Below are 14,277 nucleotides of genomic sequence, written 5' to 3'. Positions count from 1 at the left end.
AATGAATCCGTATACATGTAATGAAGAAAGAGGGGGGAACGACAATGAGAGCACAACCTATTCATCAAATTTCCCGAAAAGGGTTAACTGTGTGGCGTTTATATGGAGTTATACAAACTTTGGTGCTGTTAGTTGTAGCAGGACTGGTAAGTTACGGTACTTATTATTTTGAATGGCCGACATTTATTTACTTCATAGCGGGTGCAATTGTATTTTTAAGTGCGATATTATCTGTTTTTATCTTCCCGAAGATAAGATGGGAAAGATGGCGTTATGAGGTGCGTGAGCATGAAATCGAAGTACAACATGGTTTATTTGTGGTGAAACGCACATTAATTCCAATGGTACGTGTGCAACATGTTGATACGACACAAGGGCCGATATTAAAAAAATATGACTTAGGTAATATTTCTATTTCAACAGCTGCAACTGTACATACGATTCCTGCACTTGTTATGGACGAAGCAGACGTACTGCGTGCGCGTATTTCTGATTTAGCAAGGGTGGCTGAAGATGATGTCTAAGGAAATTAATCGTTTACACCCAGTGTCTGCAATTATAACAAGTGTAAAAGCATTGAAAAGTATGATATTACCAATTGTCATTATTATCATAAGTAACGGCTTTAATTTTTCTTTGAATTTTCGTAGTGAGCATTTTTTTGAAACCATTTTACTTTTTGGTGTATGGGGAGTTGCCTCACTACTTGCACTCGTGGGAGGAATCATAAAATGGCGGACATTTGTTTACTGGTTTGAAGATGGGGAATTGCGTGTAACATATGGATTATTTGTTAAAAAGAAGCGTTATATTCCTTTTGAACGTATTCAAAGTTTAAATTACAATGAAGGTGTTTTTCATCGTATTTTTGGTTTAGTGAAAGTTCAGGTAGAGACTGCTGGTAGTAAGGGAGGAAAACCTGAGGTTGAGCTGACAGCCATTCGCAAAGCAGCAGCAGATGTTATTGAATTAGAAATGCGTCATGCTAAAAACGAAGCGGTTCAACAGCAAGAACAAGCGCAGGTAGAAGAGGAAGCTGTAGCAACTCCGATGATTTATCATATGTCTATGCGAGATTTGCTGGTATTAGCAACTACATCTGGTGGGATTGGTGTCGTGCTATCAGGTCTTGCAGCTGTTGCCTCACAATTTTCCGATATTATTCCTTATGAAACAGTATTTCATGAGTTAGCTGATTTTGTGAAAATCGGCGCATTTTTAGTGGCACTAACGGTGATGGTGGTTTTAATTGTAGCTTGGATTGTATCGGTGGTCATCACGCTAATTAATTATTATGATTATACGGTCCGGATTGAAGAAGAAAAATTGATTATCACAAAGGGACTGTTAGAAAAGAAGCGTATTACTTTGCCGTTGAATCGAATTCAGGCAATTCGTATTGTGGAAAATCCCTTACGTCAGTTAACGGGCTTTGCTACAGTGGTTGTTGAAAGTGCTGGAGGTAATGGTGAAAATGGAAATGATAAAAAAATTACGCTATTTCCACTTATTAAGAAGCTGGATTGTATGCAAACATTAGAACAGCTTTTCCCAGATATGAATTGGCATCCTACATTAATTCGTTCACCAAAAAGGGCAAGGCCATTTTTTTATCGCATTGATTTTTTCTGGCTAGTTCCGATTATCGGTGCCTTTTGTTATTTCTTTTATCCATACGGGCTATTGTCGTTGCTGTTAATCCCATTAACAATTTTGCTTGGTATCTGGCAGCATAAAACAGCAGGTTATCAAATAGATGGCAAGCAACTGGCTATGCAGTATCGAGTATTTAGTCGAATTACATTGATTATGGAGAAAAAGCGAATTCAATCTATTGAAAGTACACAATCGTACTTTCAAAAAAGAAAGAATGTTATGTCTGTAAAAGCAACCGTCATGTCAGGAGCAACTGGTACAACGGGAAGTGTATCTAGCTTAGAGCAACAGGATGCCGAGAAGATCTTAACATGGTATGAACATTAATGAACTAAAAGCTAATCCTTTCAATTTTATGGAAGGATTAGCTTTTTTAACTATAAATAAATAGGGATGCTGTTTATAATAAAGTAAAAAGAACAAAAGGGGTGGAGACATTGTTTAAATATGACATTAATGAAAGCGCTTATTTAAAGCTTTTGGATTTAAGTGATGTAGATGAGTTATTTGCTTTAACTGACCGTTCAAGGGATACATTACGTGAATGGTTGCCCTTTGTAGATGATGTTAAAACAGTAAAGGATACGGAGCAATTCATAAAAAATGCTATGCAACAATATGCTGATCACAATGGCATACAAGCAGGGATTTACTATGATGGAAAGCTTGCTGGTGTTATTGGTTATCATCAAATCAACTGGCAGCATAAATGGACAAGTATTGGCTACTGGCTAGGGAATGAATTTGTAGGCAAGGGGCTCGTCACGAATTCAATGAAAGCATTGATTGATTATGCCTTTAATTATTTAAAGTTGAATCGCATCGAAGTGCGTGTAGCAGTAGGTAATATTCGTAGTCGTACAATTCCAAAAGTATTGGGCTTCCATGAAGAAGGGCGTTTAAGGGATGCTGAGTGGCTATATGATCACCACGTAGATCAGGTTGTATATGGTTTAACAGCAGCTGAATGGAAAAAAATAAAGATGTCAAATGAAGCTACAGTAGTTTTATAACGGATGTCATTGTAAGGAAAAAGGAGCTGCTCTATAGGTGAGCAGCTCCTCTTTTAATTTTATGGTCTACCAGCCATCTTTTGTTTGCGCCAACTTAAAATTCTTTTTGGATGTAAATAAACAAGTCCAAGGATAAATCCGGTTACCAAACCGCCTAAATGAGCAAAGACATTCACGTTTGGTTGGAGAAAGGTCATAATGACACTGATGACGATGATTGGTAAAATGAGCTTACGAAGCATTGGCATTGTACGACGAGTATAGTAAACTAATGCCCCAAATGCACCAAAAATTCCAAAAATAGCCCCACTTGCACCAAGACTCGCATAACTACTATCATAGAATATATAGGTTGCCATGTTGCCTACAATACCTGATACTAAATAAATTGTAATGAAACGTGCTTTCCCTGCGATTTTTTCTAGCTCTGGTCCAAAGAGATACAAGGAAAACATATTAAAAAACACATGCATAAACCCTGCATGTAAAAACATAGCAGAGAAAACACGCCACCATTCACCACTTTGAATCAGGAAATTTGCTTGGATTCCGTAATTCCACAAAAGTGTTCCTATGCCGGGTATGAGAGATAATACATAAAGAGTAAGATTTATTGCTATTAAAGTTGAAACAATAGGGTAATACTTTGTATATTGCTTAAAATTTTCCGTTCTACTAAACATGGCTCCACCTCAATTTACAATTATTATACATGCCTTGTTGGAAATAGGTAAAGGAGAAGGTTCACATGATTAAGGGAATTGGCCTCGATATTGTAGAGATTGATCGTATTGCAAAGGCTATGAAACGAACAGATAAATTTAAAGATCGCATTTTAACGATAAATGAAAAAAAAATATTTGATGGTTATTCTGAAACTCGTAAGATAGAATTTTTAGCTGGGCGATTTGCTGCTAAAGAAGCATTTTCGAAAGCTTTGGGAACAGGGCTTGGAGAACAATGTAAGCTTCATGATATGGAAGTATTAAAAGGAGAGGCCGGCAAGCCTGTTTTATATTTTAAGGATGAACTTGTCAATGGATTTGTTAGTATTACGCATTCTAAGCACTATGCAGCTGCACAAGTAATCTTATTAGAATAGTACTTAACTTGTCTAAAAGGGTTGCACGTAAATTTAAATATATTGCCCTTTCTTCAAATGACATAACTGACAAATACGGTTCATATATTGTCGTAGTGGATTTGAAAGAAGAAAGGGTGAAAGCGTGGGCAACCGTATAGTTAAATGGCTCGTCTTACTTTGTACGATATTACTTCTGTCGGCATGTGGTGCAGCCTCACAGGAAAAAGTGTTGAAGAAAGTGAATGGTAAATGGGCAGAGACGAATGGTTATGAATTAAATGCATCGATGGAAATAAAATCGGGTGGGGAACCAAGAAATTATGATGTAACAGTATGGCACACAAAACCTGATTTCTATCGAGTAGAAGTAGTTGAAAGTGGGAAAGATGTTTCTCAAATGATTGTACGTAATGCTGATGGTGTTTTTGTTGTAACACCGACATTAAACAAAATGTATAAATTCCAAAGTGATTGGCCAAAGAAAAATAGTCAAGCCTACTTAATTGGAGCGCTAGCAGAAGATTTAGCGGAAGATAAAAATCTTGTCATGAAAGAAGAAGAAAAAGCATATATATTTGAAGCGGCTACTAGAAATAGCTATAAGAACAGTATGCCACATCAGGTTATAACAGTAGATAAGAAAACTTTATTGCCAACCTCAGTAGTTATTATGAATGATGTGAAAGAAGAGCAAATCAAAATCACATTTAAGAAAATTAAACTAGGTGTACAACATGCTGCAAAAGAGTATGCCGTTGAGCAATTCACTGATAAAGATAACACGAAAGGTGAACAAGCTACACCTGCCGACAAAGATGGGCAAGAAGATAATGAGGATAAGGAAGCAGTTGGTGCAGAGGTAGAATATCAAGAATTCCAAACACATTATCCTGTCGTAAATTGGGCACAATTAGCAAATGAAAAAGTTGTGCAGGAAAGTGGAATGGAACGAGTTATCTTAACATTCGAAGGTGAAAAGGCATTTACTGTTATGCAGCAACCAGTAATGAAAGAAAATTCAATGTTACCGGTATCTTCACCTGGTGATCCAGTTGATTTAGGCTTTACGATTGGTGCTATTACAGATACATCAATTAGTTGGGAAAAAGATGGTGTTGAATTCTTTGTAGCATCAAGTAAATTAACGCGAGAAGAAATGATTGAAGTTGCTACATCTATGACGATAAGTAGTATGAAGTAACTTTTCTGGCTACAGCCTTCTGGAATACGGAGGCTGTAGCTTATTGATAATTGAAATGAACCGATAAAGTATAAGCTCATATGAAAGCTAAAACTTTGTGTGTACAAGCTACATCGATATACTAAGCATACATGTATGTCCTACATAATGTTTTAATTAAAAATAAAGAGGGTATCCTTATGAAGACACAGCAGTTTTTTCGTCCAACCAAAGCAATAATAGACTTACAAGCAATTCAACAAAATGTAAAAAATTTAAAAGAATTTTTACGACCTAATGTTCAAATTATCGCTGTAGTAAAAGCAAATGCGTATGGTCATGGAGATGTAGCCGTTGCACGGGCAGCTCTTGAAGCTGGTGCCACAGTACTTGCAGTGGCAACGCCCGATGAGGCATTACATATTCGAGCACATTTTAAAGAACCAGACATATTAATATTAGGTGCATCTCCAGTTTCATTTGCTCCCTATGCAGCGCAGCAACGTATTATACTTACGGCGTTTGCCGATGATTGGGTTCAGCAAGCTGCTTCTCTTTTAGTGGATGAAGCACTTCCTTTACGACTTCATATAAAAATAGATAGCGGAATGGGTAGAATAGGTATTCGCTCAGTGCAGGAATTATTAGAGCTGTACCAAACAATACAGTCTACAGAAAACGTTGAGCTGGATGGAATATTTACACATTTCGCGACAGCTGATGAAGAGGATACACTACATTTTGATCAACAGGTACAATTTTTTGAGAAATGTTTAGCTGTAATACCTAATAAGCCGCGACTTGTTCATGCATCTAATACAGCAGCCTCATTAGTAAAAGATTCACATTTACAATATGATGCTGTTAGATATGGAATTTCTATGTATGGATTATCACCTTCTCCATACGTGAAAAGTATCTTACCTTTTCCTTTATTACCAGCCTTCTCACTTGAAAGTGAACTTGTGCATGTGAAGCAAATAAAAGCAGGTGATTCAGTTGGCTATGGAGCCACGTATGTTGCTCCATCAGATATGTGGGTTGGAACGATTCCAATTGGCTATGCAGATGGCATGATTCGCAAGTTAGGTGGACAAGAGGTTTTAATTGATGGACAAAGAATGCCGATTGTCGGACGAATTTGTATGGACCAATGTATGGTTGCCCTACCAAAAGCATATGATATAGGTGAGAAGGTAACACTCATTGGTCAACAGGGAAGTAATGGAATAACGATCGATGAATGGGCAACAAAGCTTGAAACAATTAATTATGAAATACCATGCATTATAACAACAAGAGTTCCTAGAATATACTTTTAGTTGTCTTTCATTAGAATTAGTCAAATTTCAATGTAATGCCATGAGCAATGTTCCAAGTTAAAATTGGTAAATAAATTAGCACTGGAGAACTTATTTCTTTTCCAAAACATAGTAATGGCTCATATTTGGAAACACATTGCAATAATAATTATTCAGCATATACCTTCGACAACCAACATATTTTTACAATTTGTACTTCAAATTGTCAGATATTTTGTCATTTCATGTCTTTTCAACAATATCTTTCAATGATAGAATGGGAAGTAATGAAAAGTGTATGGTTCCGTTGGAGGTGCTTGCTGTGTACGAGAAAAAGTTAAGAGAAGCTACAATTGCTGTTCAAGACAGACTATTTCTACAAACAAAGGAAGTAATTGAAGGTGAATCTTTTGTGCGTATTTTGGCGCGCAAAAATTTAATGCAGGAGCAACCAAATCAAATACGGGAAGCTATGATTAAAGGATATGTTGAAATGTCTCATATTAATTTAATGATTGCGAGCGAATGCTTGCATGCAGAGTATGAAGCACAACATATGGTGGAGCGTCTCGTTAGCGGGGGATGACACTTTGAATGTAAAACGTGGTGACGTTTTTTTTGCAGACTTATCACCGGTAATAGGTTCTGAACAAGGAGGCACTAGGCCGGTGCTGATTATTCAAAATGATATTGGCAATCGATTTAGCCCGACTGTCATCATCGCAGCTATCACTGCACAGATTCAAAAGGCAAAGTTACCGACACACGTTGAAATCAATGCTGAAAAGTATGGTTTTGAACGTGATTCGGTTATTTTGCTAGAACAAGTGCGGACAATTGATAAGTCAAGATTGACGGATCGTATTACGCAACTTGACCATGCTGTGATGGAAAAAGTTGATGGAGCGTTGATGATTAGTTTAGGTCTAGTTAAATTTTGATATACATATGTGTATAGAAGCATCGAGATTATGATATCTCGATGCTTTTTTTGTCTTATTTTCTTGAAACGTCTTTACCATAATTTGAATTTACTATAGATTTTGTGCAGCAAATGATTTTGCTACGAAAGGAGAAGTGTCGGCGATTAAGCCAACGTATAATTGATAAATGTTACAAAAAGCTTTAAGATATACTCAAGATTTTTAATAAAAATAGATTTTTGAAAAAATTCTTAAAAGGTATATGAAAATTTACATAGAATATTCCAATTATAGAGGCGATTAATTTATTTTAAATTATGGCAAGCAGGTCGAACAAAAGTGTAAGAGTATAGCTCCAAAGGAAATGGAGGGACAGCAGTGACATATAGGTCTTCGGTTGAAATTATTACAGAGTGGGATATTGTTGCAGCTAGACAACTGGGGCGCAATGAAGCAAAAGCACTTGGATTTGGCACTGTTGATCAAGCCCGCATCACCACGGCAATTAGTGAATTAGCACGTAATATATATTTATATGCAAGTATAGGTGTCATAGAAATTGAAAGGGTTGAGGCAGATACTGAAAAGAAAATAGTTGTTATTGCAACAGATCAAGGGCCTGGTATTAAAGATGTTCGTAAAGTAATGGAGGATGGTTATTCCACCTCTGGGGGGCTAGGTGCAGGTCTGCCAGGTGTTAAACGATTGATGGACAGTTTAGATATTCAATCTGTCATTGGAGTAGGAACAACAATAAGAGCGGAAAAATGGTTGCGTTAGGACGTGAAGAAAACTGAAACAATTAGAAGCTCAGTATAAAAAAATATTAGCAGATTATATGGTCAACCAAACAGAAAGAAATTTATATATCGCTCAGAACTTCACACGTCAGTTAATTCAAAAAAATATCTCTCCTGAGGATGTTATTAGCATCCATAAAAATGCTGTAGAACAAATATTTCCGAATCAAATGAACGAATCACAGCCTGCTTATGATTTTCTTATTGAAGTAATGGTGCATTATGGGATGGCCCATAGGGAGCATCAAAGTTTACTTCAAAAGCAAGCTGAATATGAAATGGAAATGAAAATAGCGACAAACATTCAAAAAACATTATTGAAAACTTATGTGCCGAATATGCAAAATATTGATATAGGTATGATTTCAGTACCTATTCGAAAAATGAACGGCGATTATGTACATTTTTTTCATGATGGAGAAGAATATTTGAGTGTGGCTGTGACAGATGTGGTCGGAAAAGGAGTTCCTGCTGCTTTATGTATGTCGATGGTGAAATATGGACTTGAAACATTGGTATATGCATATAAAGATCCCTCATATGTTTTAGAAGTTATAAATAGGGTAATAGAAAAAGGTGTGGATGACAGTATGTTTGTTTCGATGTTTTATGGCTGCTTAGATGTAGAGCAAAACATCTTTTCGTATGCTTCGGCGGGCCATGAACCAGCTTTACATTATAGTGCAAAGGACGATCAGTTCTTTACCTTAGAGGCTAAAGGTCTACTACTGGGTGTATTGTCTGAAACAAAATATACGTTTCATGAAATTGTTTTAGAAGAGAATGATTTAATTATTATGATGACCGACGGTGTGACAGAATTTAGAGTGAAAGAAGACTTAAATGCGCGAGAGATAATCACAACTTTAATTAAAGAAAATAGACATTTATCTGCCCAGCAATTGTGTCAGCTCCTTTATAAGGAAATAGAGAGAGTGCAAAATTTTAAACTATTTGATGATTTTACTGTAGTTATTTTAAAAAAATAGGTTTAAGTTTTAATTGAACAGGGAAGAGAAAATAGTCTAACAAATATGGTGGAGGTGTGCTATATGGACGTAACGATACATTTTAAAGAAATTGATCATAAATTATTTGGCTTTGTTGAGGGTGAAATTGATACATTTACTGCTTCAGGATTACGAGACGAATTAGAAGCTGTAAAGATTACAGAGGGTTTAGAAATTGAACTTGATTTATCAAAGGTAAATTACATGGATAGTACAGGGCTTGGGATTTTTGTTGCCTTCTATAAAAGAGCATTACGTGAAAATGGAAAAGTAAAGCTCGTTGGTTTATCGAATAGGTTACAAAGATTATTTGAAATTACTGGTCTTAGTGATTTGATGGATATCGAAACTGATAAAAAGGTGGAATTAAGATAATGAAGGAATTTGACTATATTGAAATTAGAGTTCCTGCTAAACCGCAATTTGTCAGTGTCATTCGATTAACTGTTTCGGGCTTAGCAAGTAGGATTGGCTTTAATTATGATGATATTGAAGATTTAAAAATTGCAGCGAGTGAGGCTGTGACAAATGTTGTTCACCATGCTTATAAAGACGAAGAAGAGGGTGAAATAGTCATCGGCTGTGCGCTGTACGACAATAAAATGGAAATGATGATTGCGGATTACGGCAATAGTTTTAATTTTGAAGAGATTAAATCTAAGATTGGGCCGTATCATCCTGAAGAAAGCATTGCAGGGCTAAGAGAAGGTGGTTTGGGACTTTATTTAATGGAAACTTTGATGGATGAGGTGATGATCAATAACGATGGTGGCGTAACTGTCTTCATGACAAAGTATGTCACTAGGGAGCAGGTGGAGAAAAATGTCGAAAGAATCACTACATAAATCTTCATCCAAAGAAGATGTACTAAAGTGGATTGAATTGTACCAGTCAACAGAGGATGATGAAGCACAAACCAATTTAGTGATTCATTATCGATATCTAGTTGAATCTATAGCTCGTAAATATTCGAATGGTAAATCTTATTATGATGATATTGTTCAAGTAGGGATGCTGGGATTGTTAGGTGCAATAAGACGTTTTGATCCGAATGTTGGTCGTAGTTTTGAAGCATTTGCCGTGCCAACAATTGTTGGGGAAATCAAACGTTTTTTACGTGATAAAACATGGGATGTTCATGTGCCTAGACGAATAAAGGAACTTGGGCCGAGGATTAAATCAACCGTGGAGGCGCTGACAATTGAATTGCAGCGTTCTCCATCCATTAAAGATATTGCTGAACGATTAGAAGTAGCAGAGGAAGAGGTACTAGAAGCTATGGAAATGAGCCGTAGTTATCAAGCTCTTTCTATGGACCATTCAATAGAATCAGATTCTGACGGTAGCACAGTCACGTTATTCGATATTTTGGGCAGAGAAGACGATGGCTATGAAATGACCAATAAACGAATGATTGTTTCGGATGCACTGGTTGTATTGAATGAGAGAGAAAAGCAAATTATTCAGCTTACATATCTAGAGCAACTTAGTCAAAAAGAAGCTGGAGAACGATTAGGGATTTCTCAAATGCATGTATCTAGGATACAAAGGAAAGCAATAAAGAAATTACAAGAGGCTATTCTAGCAAGTGGCGGTGTTTCGCTCTAATCTTTCGGAGGTATTTAGTGAAGAATACCTTTAAAATGAATGAAAATAGTCTACTCATATTCGTCTGAGTAGACTATTTTTTTGCATTTTTAGTAAAGTGTAATGGTAAAATGAAAAGAAAAAGGTAGTGATGATGTGGAGCAAAAGCAAATGTTACAGCTCATTGCAAAAGATGTAGCAGTCAAACCAGGGCAAGTAGAAGCTGTTATCAAATTATTAGAAGAGGGAAATACGGTACCATTTATTGCGCGCTATCGAAAAGAGGTTACAGGATCACTTGATGAGGTGCAAATTAAGGCTGTAGAAGATCGTTATCACTACATACAGCAACTTGAACAACGAAAAGAAGAAGTTATACGATTAATCCAAGAGCAAGAAAAGCTTACACCAGTATTAGAACAGGCTATTCTTTCTGCAACAATCTTACAACGTGTTGAGGATTTATATAGACCTTATAAGCAAAAACGACGTACAAAGGCGACGATTGCAAAAGAGAAAGGTTTAGAGCCTCTTGCAGATCTCCTATTAGCATTTAGTAATGATGCATTAGAGCAATTAGCAATTGATTTTGTGGATAATGAACAAGTTGCTAATCTTGAAGAAGCCCTGATGGGAGCTCGAGATATATTAGCAGAACGTTTTGCGGACGATGCCTCTATCCGTGAAAAAATTCGTGCTTATTCATGGAAGGATGGCATCCTTGTTACGTCTGTGAAAAATTCTGAAATCGATGAAAAAAATGTTTTTGAAATGTATTACGAATATGAGGAGCCTGTTAATCGCATTGTGCCGCACCGTATTTTAGCGATAAATCGAGGGGAAAAAGAAGAGATATTAAAGGTTTCTATTCATGTACCGGTGGACCGAGTATTAATGATTATGTGGAAAGAATGGATTCCAGCAACTGGTTCCTCTCCTGCTATTGCAGAAGTGAAACTAGCAATCGAGGATTCGTACAAGCGCTTAATTCAGCCTTCAATTGAAAGGGAATTACGAAACGAGCTTACAGAAAAAGCTGAGGCACAGGCTATTCATATTTTCTCTGAAAATTTACGTAACTTATTACTACAGCCACCTATGAAAGGGAAATATGTTTTAGGGGTTGACCCAGCTTACCGTACAGGTTGTAAGCTAGCGGTTGTAGATGAAACTGGGAAAATGCTTGAGGTTACAGCTATTTACCCACATCCACCTAAACCAGATGTGGCAAAATCGAAAGCTACTGTAAAAGCAATTTTGGCAAAGTATCCAATAAGTATAATTGCCATTGGGAATGGTACAGCATCTCGAGAAACAGAACAATTTATCGCAGATGTATTAAACGAACTTACAACTGACATAGCTTATGTGATTGTCAATGAAGCGGGAGCATCTGTTTATTCAGCGTCTGATATTGCACGTGCAGAATTTCCTGATTTACAGGTTGAACAACGTAGTGCTGTCTCCATTGCACGCCGCTTACAGGATCCTTTATCAGAGTTAGTGAAAATTGAACCAAAAGCGGTGGGAGTAGGTCAATATCAGCATGATGTTTCTCAAAAAAAATTAAATGAATCGCTAACTTTTATAGTAGAAACAGCTGTTAACCAAGTTGGTGTTGATGTAAATACGGCTTCATCATCACTCTTACAATACGTTTCTGGTTTATCAAAAACTGTTGCAGAGAATATCGTGAAGACGCGAGAGGAAAATGGTCGATTTACTACACGTGCTCAATTAAAGAAGATTCCAAGGTTAGGTGCCAAAACGTATGAACAGGCTATTGGTTTCCTACGTGTCCCAGAAGCAAAAAATCCGTTTGATGCTACAGGTATTCATCCTGAGAGCTATGATCTTGCTGAGCAAATATTAGCAGAGGCTCAAATAGATAAAAAAGAGTTAGGGACACAGAAGGCAGAGGAAGCTATTGCAGCACTAAATATCCAAAAGTTAAGTGATGTGCTCGGAGTAGGAGTTGTGACAATTCAAGACATCGTGGATACTTTAATGAAACCTAGTCGCGACCCACGTGATGCATTCCCACAACCATTGCTTAAGACTGATGTATTGAAAATGGAAGATTTAAAAGTAGGTATGGAATTGCAGGGTACGGTAAGAAATGTAGTAGATTTCGGCGCATTTGTTGACATTGGCGTGAAGCAAGATGGACTTGTGCATATTTCTAAACTCCAAAACAAACGTATTAAGCATCCATTAGAAGTTGTAGCGCTTGGGGATATTGTAACTGTCTGGGTTGAACAAATAGATGTAACGAAAGGTCGTATCTCTTTAACGATGCTTCCACCTAAAAATCAAGCATTAGTTTGAGTACTAAATTTTCACCACACTGTCTATACTACGCAGTGTGGTATTCTTGTTGTTAGAGGTGATTACTATGGACAATCAAGAATTACAAGAGCTTGTTCGTCGCTTATCTTTGAAAAGCTTTCAGAGACCTTTTCTTCATCAAGCCTATTTTAATGCAAGATTACGTTCAACGGGAGGACGATATCTTTTACAATCTCATAATATTGAGATTAATCCTAAAGCCTATGAGTTATACGGTTTGGAAGAAGTTCAAGGTATTATTTTACACGAATTATGCCATTATCATCTACATATTGAAGGGAAAGGGTATCAGCATCGAGATAAAGATTTTAGAGAATTATTAAGGAAAGTAGATGCCCCACGATTTTGCTCAGTTCTACATTCCCCTAAAGCTACAGTTAAAAAACACCGACGACGCTATACATATACTTGTGTTAATTGCCACCAGTTATATGTACGGAAAATAAAAATGAATGTTGAAAAGTATTGTTGTAGTAAGTGTTTAGGGAAATTAAAATTAGTGGAATAAAAAAACTTTTAAAAATAGTTGACGTTTTGTTGTGTTGTCCCTATAATAGTAAAAGTCGACAAGATAACGACAACAACGAACATACATTATTCCGAAGTAGCTCAGTTGGTAGTAGCACCTGACTGTTAATCAGGTTGTCGCAGGTTCGAGTCCTGCCTTCGGAGCCATGGCCCCTTGGTCAAGTGGTTAAGACACCGCCCTTTCACGGCGGTAACACGGGTTCGAATCCCGTAGGGGTCATTTTTCATAATTTAATGTAAATAATATTTTGGTCCCGTGGTGTAGCGGTTAACATGCCTGCCTGTCACGCAGGAGATCGCCGGTTCGATCCCGGTCGGGACCGCCACTTATTGGGGTATAGCCAAGCGGTAAGGCAACGGATTTTGATTCCGTCATGCCTAGGTTCGAATCCTAGTACCCCAGCCATTCATTTCTTAATTCGAGCCATTAGCTCAGTTGGTAGAGCATCTGACTTTTAATCAGAGGGTCGAAGGTTCGAGTCCTTCATGGCTCATCTCTTTAAGAAAAAGAGTTGACTTTTTGAATTATCGTAGTATAATGAGAAAGTTACTAATCGAATGCGGTCGTGGCGGAATGGCAGACGCGCTAGGTTGAGGGCCTAGTGGGGGCAACCCCGTGGAGGTTCAAGTCCTCTCGGCCGCACCAAGTCAATCAATTTCATATGCGCCCGTAGCTCAATTGGATAGAGCGTCTGACTACGGATCAGAAGGTTGTGGGTTCGACTCCTGCCGGGCGCGCCAAATTTAAAATATATGCGGGTGTAGTTTAATGGTAAAACCTCAGCCTTCCAAGCTGATGTCGTGAGTTCGATTCTCATCACCCGCTCCAAAAAAGTGTTGACAACC

16 protein-coding genes and 8 tRNA genes are annotated in these 14,277 nt (G+C 37.3%); 23 read left to right on the top strand and 1 reads right to left on the bottom strand.

What is annotated here, in order from left to right:
* Window positions 1-44: 44 nt before the first annotated feature.
* The 3 genes from MHB39_RS20610 (at window position 45) to MHB39_RS20600 (ending at window position 2,669) form a co-directional block, all read left to right on the top strand.
* Entirely contained in the window at window positions 45-524 is a 480-nt protein-coding gene (locus tag MHB39_RS20610; protein WP_036079393.1) for a PH domain-containing protein, read from the top strand.
* Window positions 517-1,983: a PH domain-containing protein gene (locus tag MHB39_RS20605; RefSeq protein ID WP_342546943.1), complete on the top strand. Its 1,467-nt coding sequence runs from the start codon at window positions 517-519 to the stop codon at window positions 1,981-1,983. Before MHB39_RS20610 ends, MHB39_RS20605 begins: the two co-directional genes overlap by 8 nt.
* Before the next feature lie 110 nt (window positions 1,984-2,093).
* Window positions 2,094-2,669 carry a GNAT family protein gene (locus MHB39_RS20600; RefSeq protein WP_342545181.1) on the top strand — a complete coding sequence of 192 codons (576 nt, stop codon included), beginning with the start codon at window positions 2,094-2,096 and terminating at the stop codon, window positions 2,667-2,669.
* A 59-nt stretch (window positions 2,670-2,728) separates the two neighbouring features.
* On the opposite strand, the gene MHB39_RS20595 is transcribed toward MHB39_RS20600, so the two are convergent.
* A complete protein-coding gene (locus MHB39_RS20595; RefSeq protein WP_036079389.1) occupies window positions 2,729-3,352 on the bottom strand; it encodes a rhomboid family intramembrane serine protease in 624 nt (207 codons plus the stop codon).
* A gap of 65 nt (window positions 3,353-3,417) precedes the next feature.
* Between MHB39_RS20595 and acpS the strand changes: the two genes are divergently transcribed.
* From acpS to MHB39_RS20495, 20 genes are all read left to right on the top strand, one after another.
* On the top strand, window positions 3,418-3,771 hold the full coding sequence (gene acpS / locus MHB39_RS20590) for a holo-ACP synthase (protein WP_258860284.1): 354 nt from the start codon (window positions 3,418-3,420) through the stop codon (window positions 3,769-3,771).
* Between the two features lie 124 nt (window positions 3,772-3,895).
* Window positions 3,896-4,954, top strand: coding sequence for an outer membrane lipoprotein carrier protein LolA (locus MHB39_RS20585; RefSeq protein ID WP_016995331.1), 1,059 nt, complete (start codon window positions 3,896-3,898; stop codon window positions 4,952-4,954).
* A gap of 179 nt (window positions 4,955-5,133) precedes the next feature.
* Window positions 5,134-6,255, top strand: coding sequence for an alanine racemase (gene alr / locus MHB39_RS20580; RefSeq protein ID WP_312127253.1), 1,122 nt, complete (start codon window positions 5,134-5,136; stop codon window positions 6,253-6,255).
* 301 nt (window positions 6,256-6,556) lie between these two features.
* Window positions 6,557-6,820, top strand: coding sequence for a hypothetical protein (locus MHB39_RS20575; RefSeq protein WP_004232053.1), 264 nt, complete (start codon window positions 6,557-6,559; stop codon window positions 6,818-6,820).
* A 4-nt stretch (window positions 6,821-6,824) separates the two neighbouring features.
* The gene (locus MHB39_RS20570) at window positions 6,825-7,175 is read left to right on the top strand and encodes a type II toxin-antitoxin system PemK/MazF family toxin (RefSeq protein ID WP_004232054.1); all 351 of its coding nucleotides are present in this window, start codon (window positions 6,825-6,827) and stop codon (window positions 7,173-7,175) included.
* Between the two features lie 360 nt (window positions 7,176-7,535).
* The gene (locus MHB39_RS20565; RefSeq protein ID WP_342545177.1) at window positions 7,536-7,937 is read left to right on the top strand and encodes an anti-sigma regulatory factor; all 402 of its coding nucleotides are present in this window, start codon (window positions 7,536-7,538) and stop codon (window positions 7,935-7,937) included.
* 58 nt (window positions 7,938-7,995) lie between these two features.
* Entirely contained in the window at window positions 7,996-8,946 is a 951-nt protein-coding gene (locus MHB39_RS20560; protein ID WP_052125399.1) for a PP2C family protein-serine/threonine phosphatase, read from the top strand.
* Window positions 8,947-9,009: 63 nt separating this feature from the next.
* Window positions 9,010-9,342 (top strand): STAS domain-containing protein, encoded by a 333-nt coding sequence (locus MHB39_RS20555; protein ID WP_016993414.1) that lies wholly within the window; start codon window positions 9,010-9,012, stop codon window positions 9,340-9,342.
* Window positions 9,342-9,812, top strand: coding sequence for an anti-sigma B factor RsbW (gene rsbW / locus MHB39_RS20550; protein ID WP_016993413.1), 471 nt, complete (start codon window positions 9,342-9,344; stop codon window positions 9,810-9,812). The genes MHB39_RS20555 and rsbW overlap by 1 nt, the downstream gene beginning before the upstream one ends.
* Window positions 9,790-10,575, top strand: coding sequence for an RNA polymerase sigma factor SigB (sigB, locus tag MHB39_RS20545; protein WP_016993412.1), 786 nt, complete (start codon window positions 9,790-9,792; stop codon window positions 10,573-10,575). The genes rsbW and sigB overlap by 23 nt, the downstream gene beginning before the upstream one ends.
* Window positions 10,576-10,710: 135 nt before the next feature.
* Complete coding sequence (locus MHB39_RS20540) at window positions 10,711-12,882, top strand: Tex family protein (protein WP_342545174.1); 2,172 nt, start codon at window positions 10,711-10,713, stop codon at window positions 12,880-12,882.
* Window positions 12,883-12,949: 67 nt separating this feature from the next.
* On the top strand, window positions 12,950-13,411 hold the full coding sequence (locus tag MHB39_RS20535) for a SprT family protein (protein WP_016993410.1): 462 nt from the start codon (window positions 12,950-12,952) through the stop codon (window positions 13,409-13,411).
* 90 nt (window positions 13,412-13,501) lie between these two features.
* A tRNA-Asn gene (locus tag MHB39_RS20530) sits at window positions 13,502-13,578 on the top strand.
* Window position 13,579: 1 nt separating this feature from the next.
* A tRNA-Glu gene (locus MHB39_RS20525) sits at window positions 13,580-13,651 on the top strand.
* Between the two features lie 30 nt (window positions 13,652-13,681).
* A tRNA-Asp gene (locus MHB39_RS20520) sits at window positions 13,682-13,757 on the top strand.
* Between the two features lie 5 nt (window positions 13,758-13,762).
* Window positions 13,763-13,837 (top strand) — tRNA-Gln (locus tag MHB39_RS20515).
* Between the two features lie 15 nt (window positions 13,838-13,852).
* Window positions 13,853-13,925 (top strand) — tRNA-Lys (locus MHB39_RS20510).
* Between the two features lie 66 nt (window positions 13,926-13,991).
* Window positions 13,992-14,077 (top strand) — tRNA-Leu (locus MHB39_RS20505).
* An 18-nt stretch (window positions 14,078-14,095) separates the two neighbouring features.
* Window positions 14,096-14,172, top strand: a tRNA-Arg gene (locus MHB39_RS20500).
* Window positions 14,173-14,186: 14 nt separating this feature from the next.
* Window positions 14,187-14,260 (top strand) — tRNA-Gly (locus MHB39_RS20495).
* The last annotated feature ends 17 nt before the right edge of the window (window positions 14,261-14,277 follow it).

The organism is Lysinibacillus sp. FSL K6-4013 (genome assembly GCF_038630435.1).
In the GTDB taxonomy this organism is placed as follows: domain Bacteria; phylum Bacillota; class Bacilli; order Bacillales_A; family Planococcaceae; genus Lysinibacillus; species Lysinibacillus boronitolerans.
The sequence above is the reverse complement of the archived record's forward strand: the minus strand, read 5'-3'. Positions and strand labels throughout refer to the sequence as shown.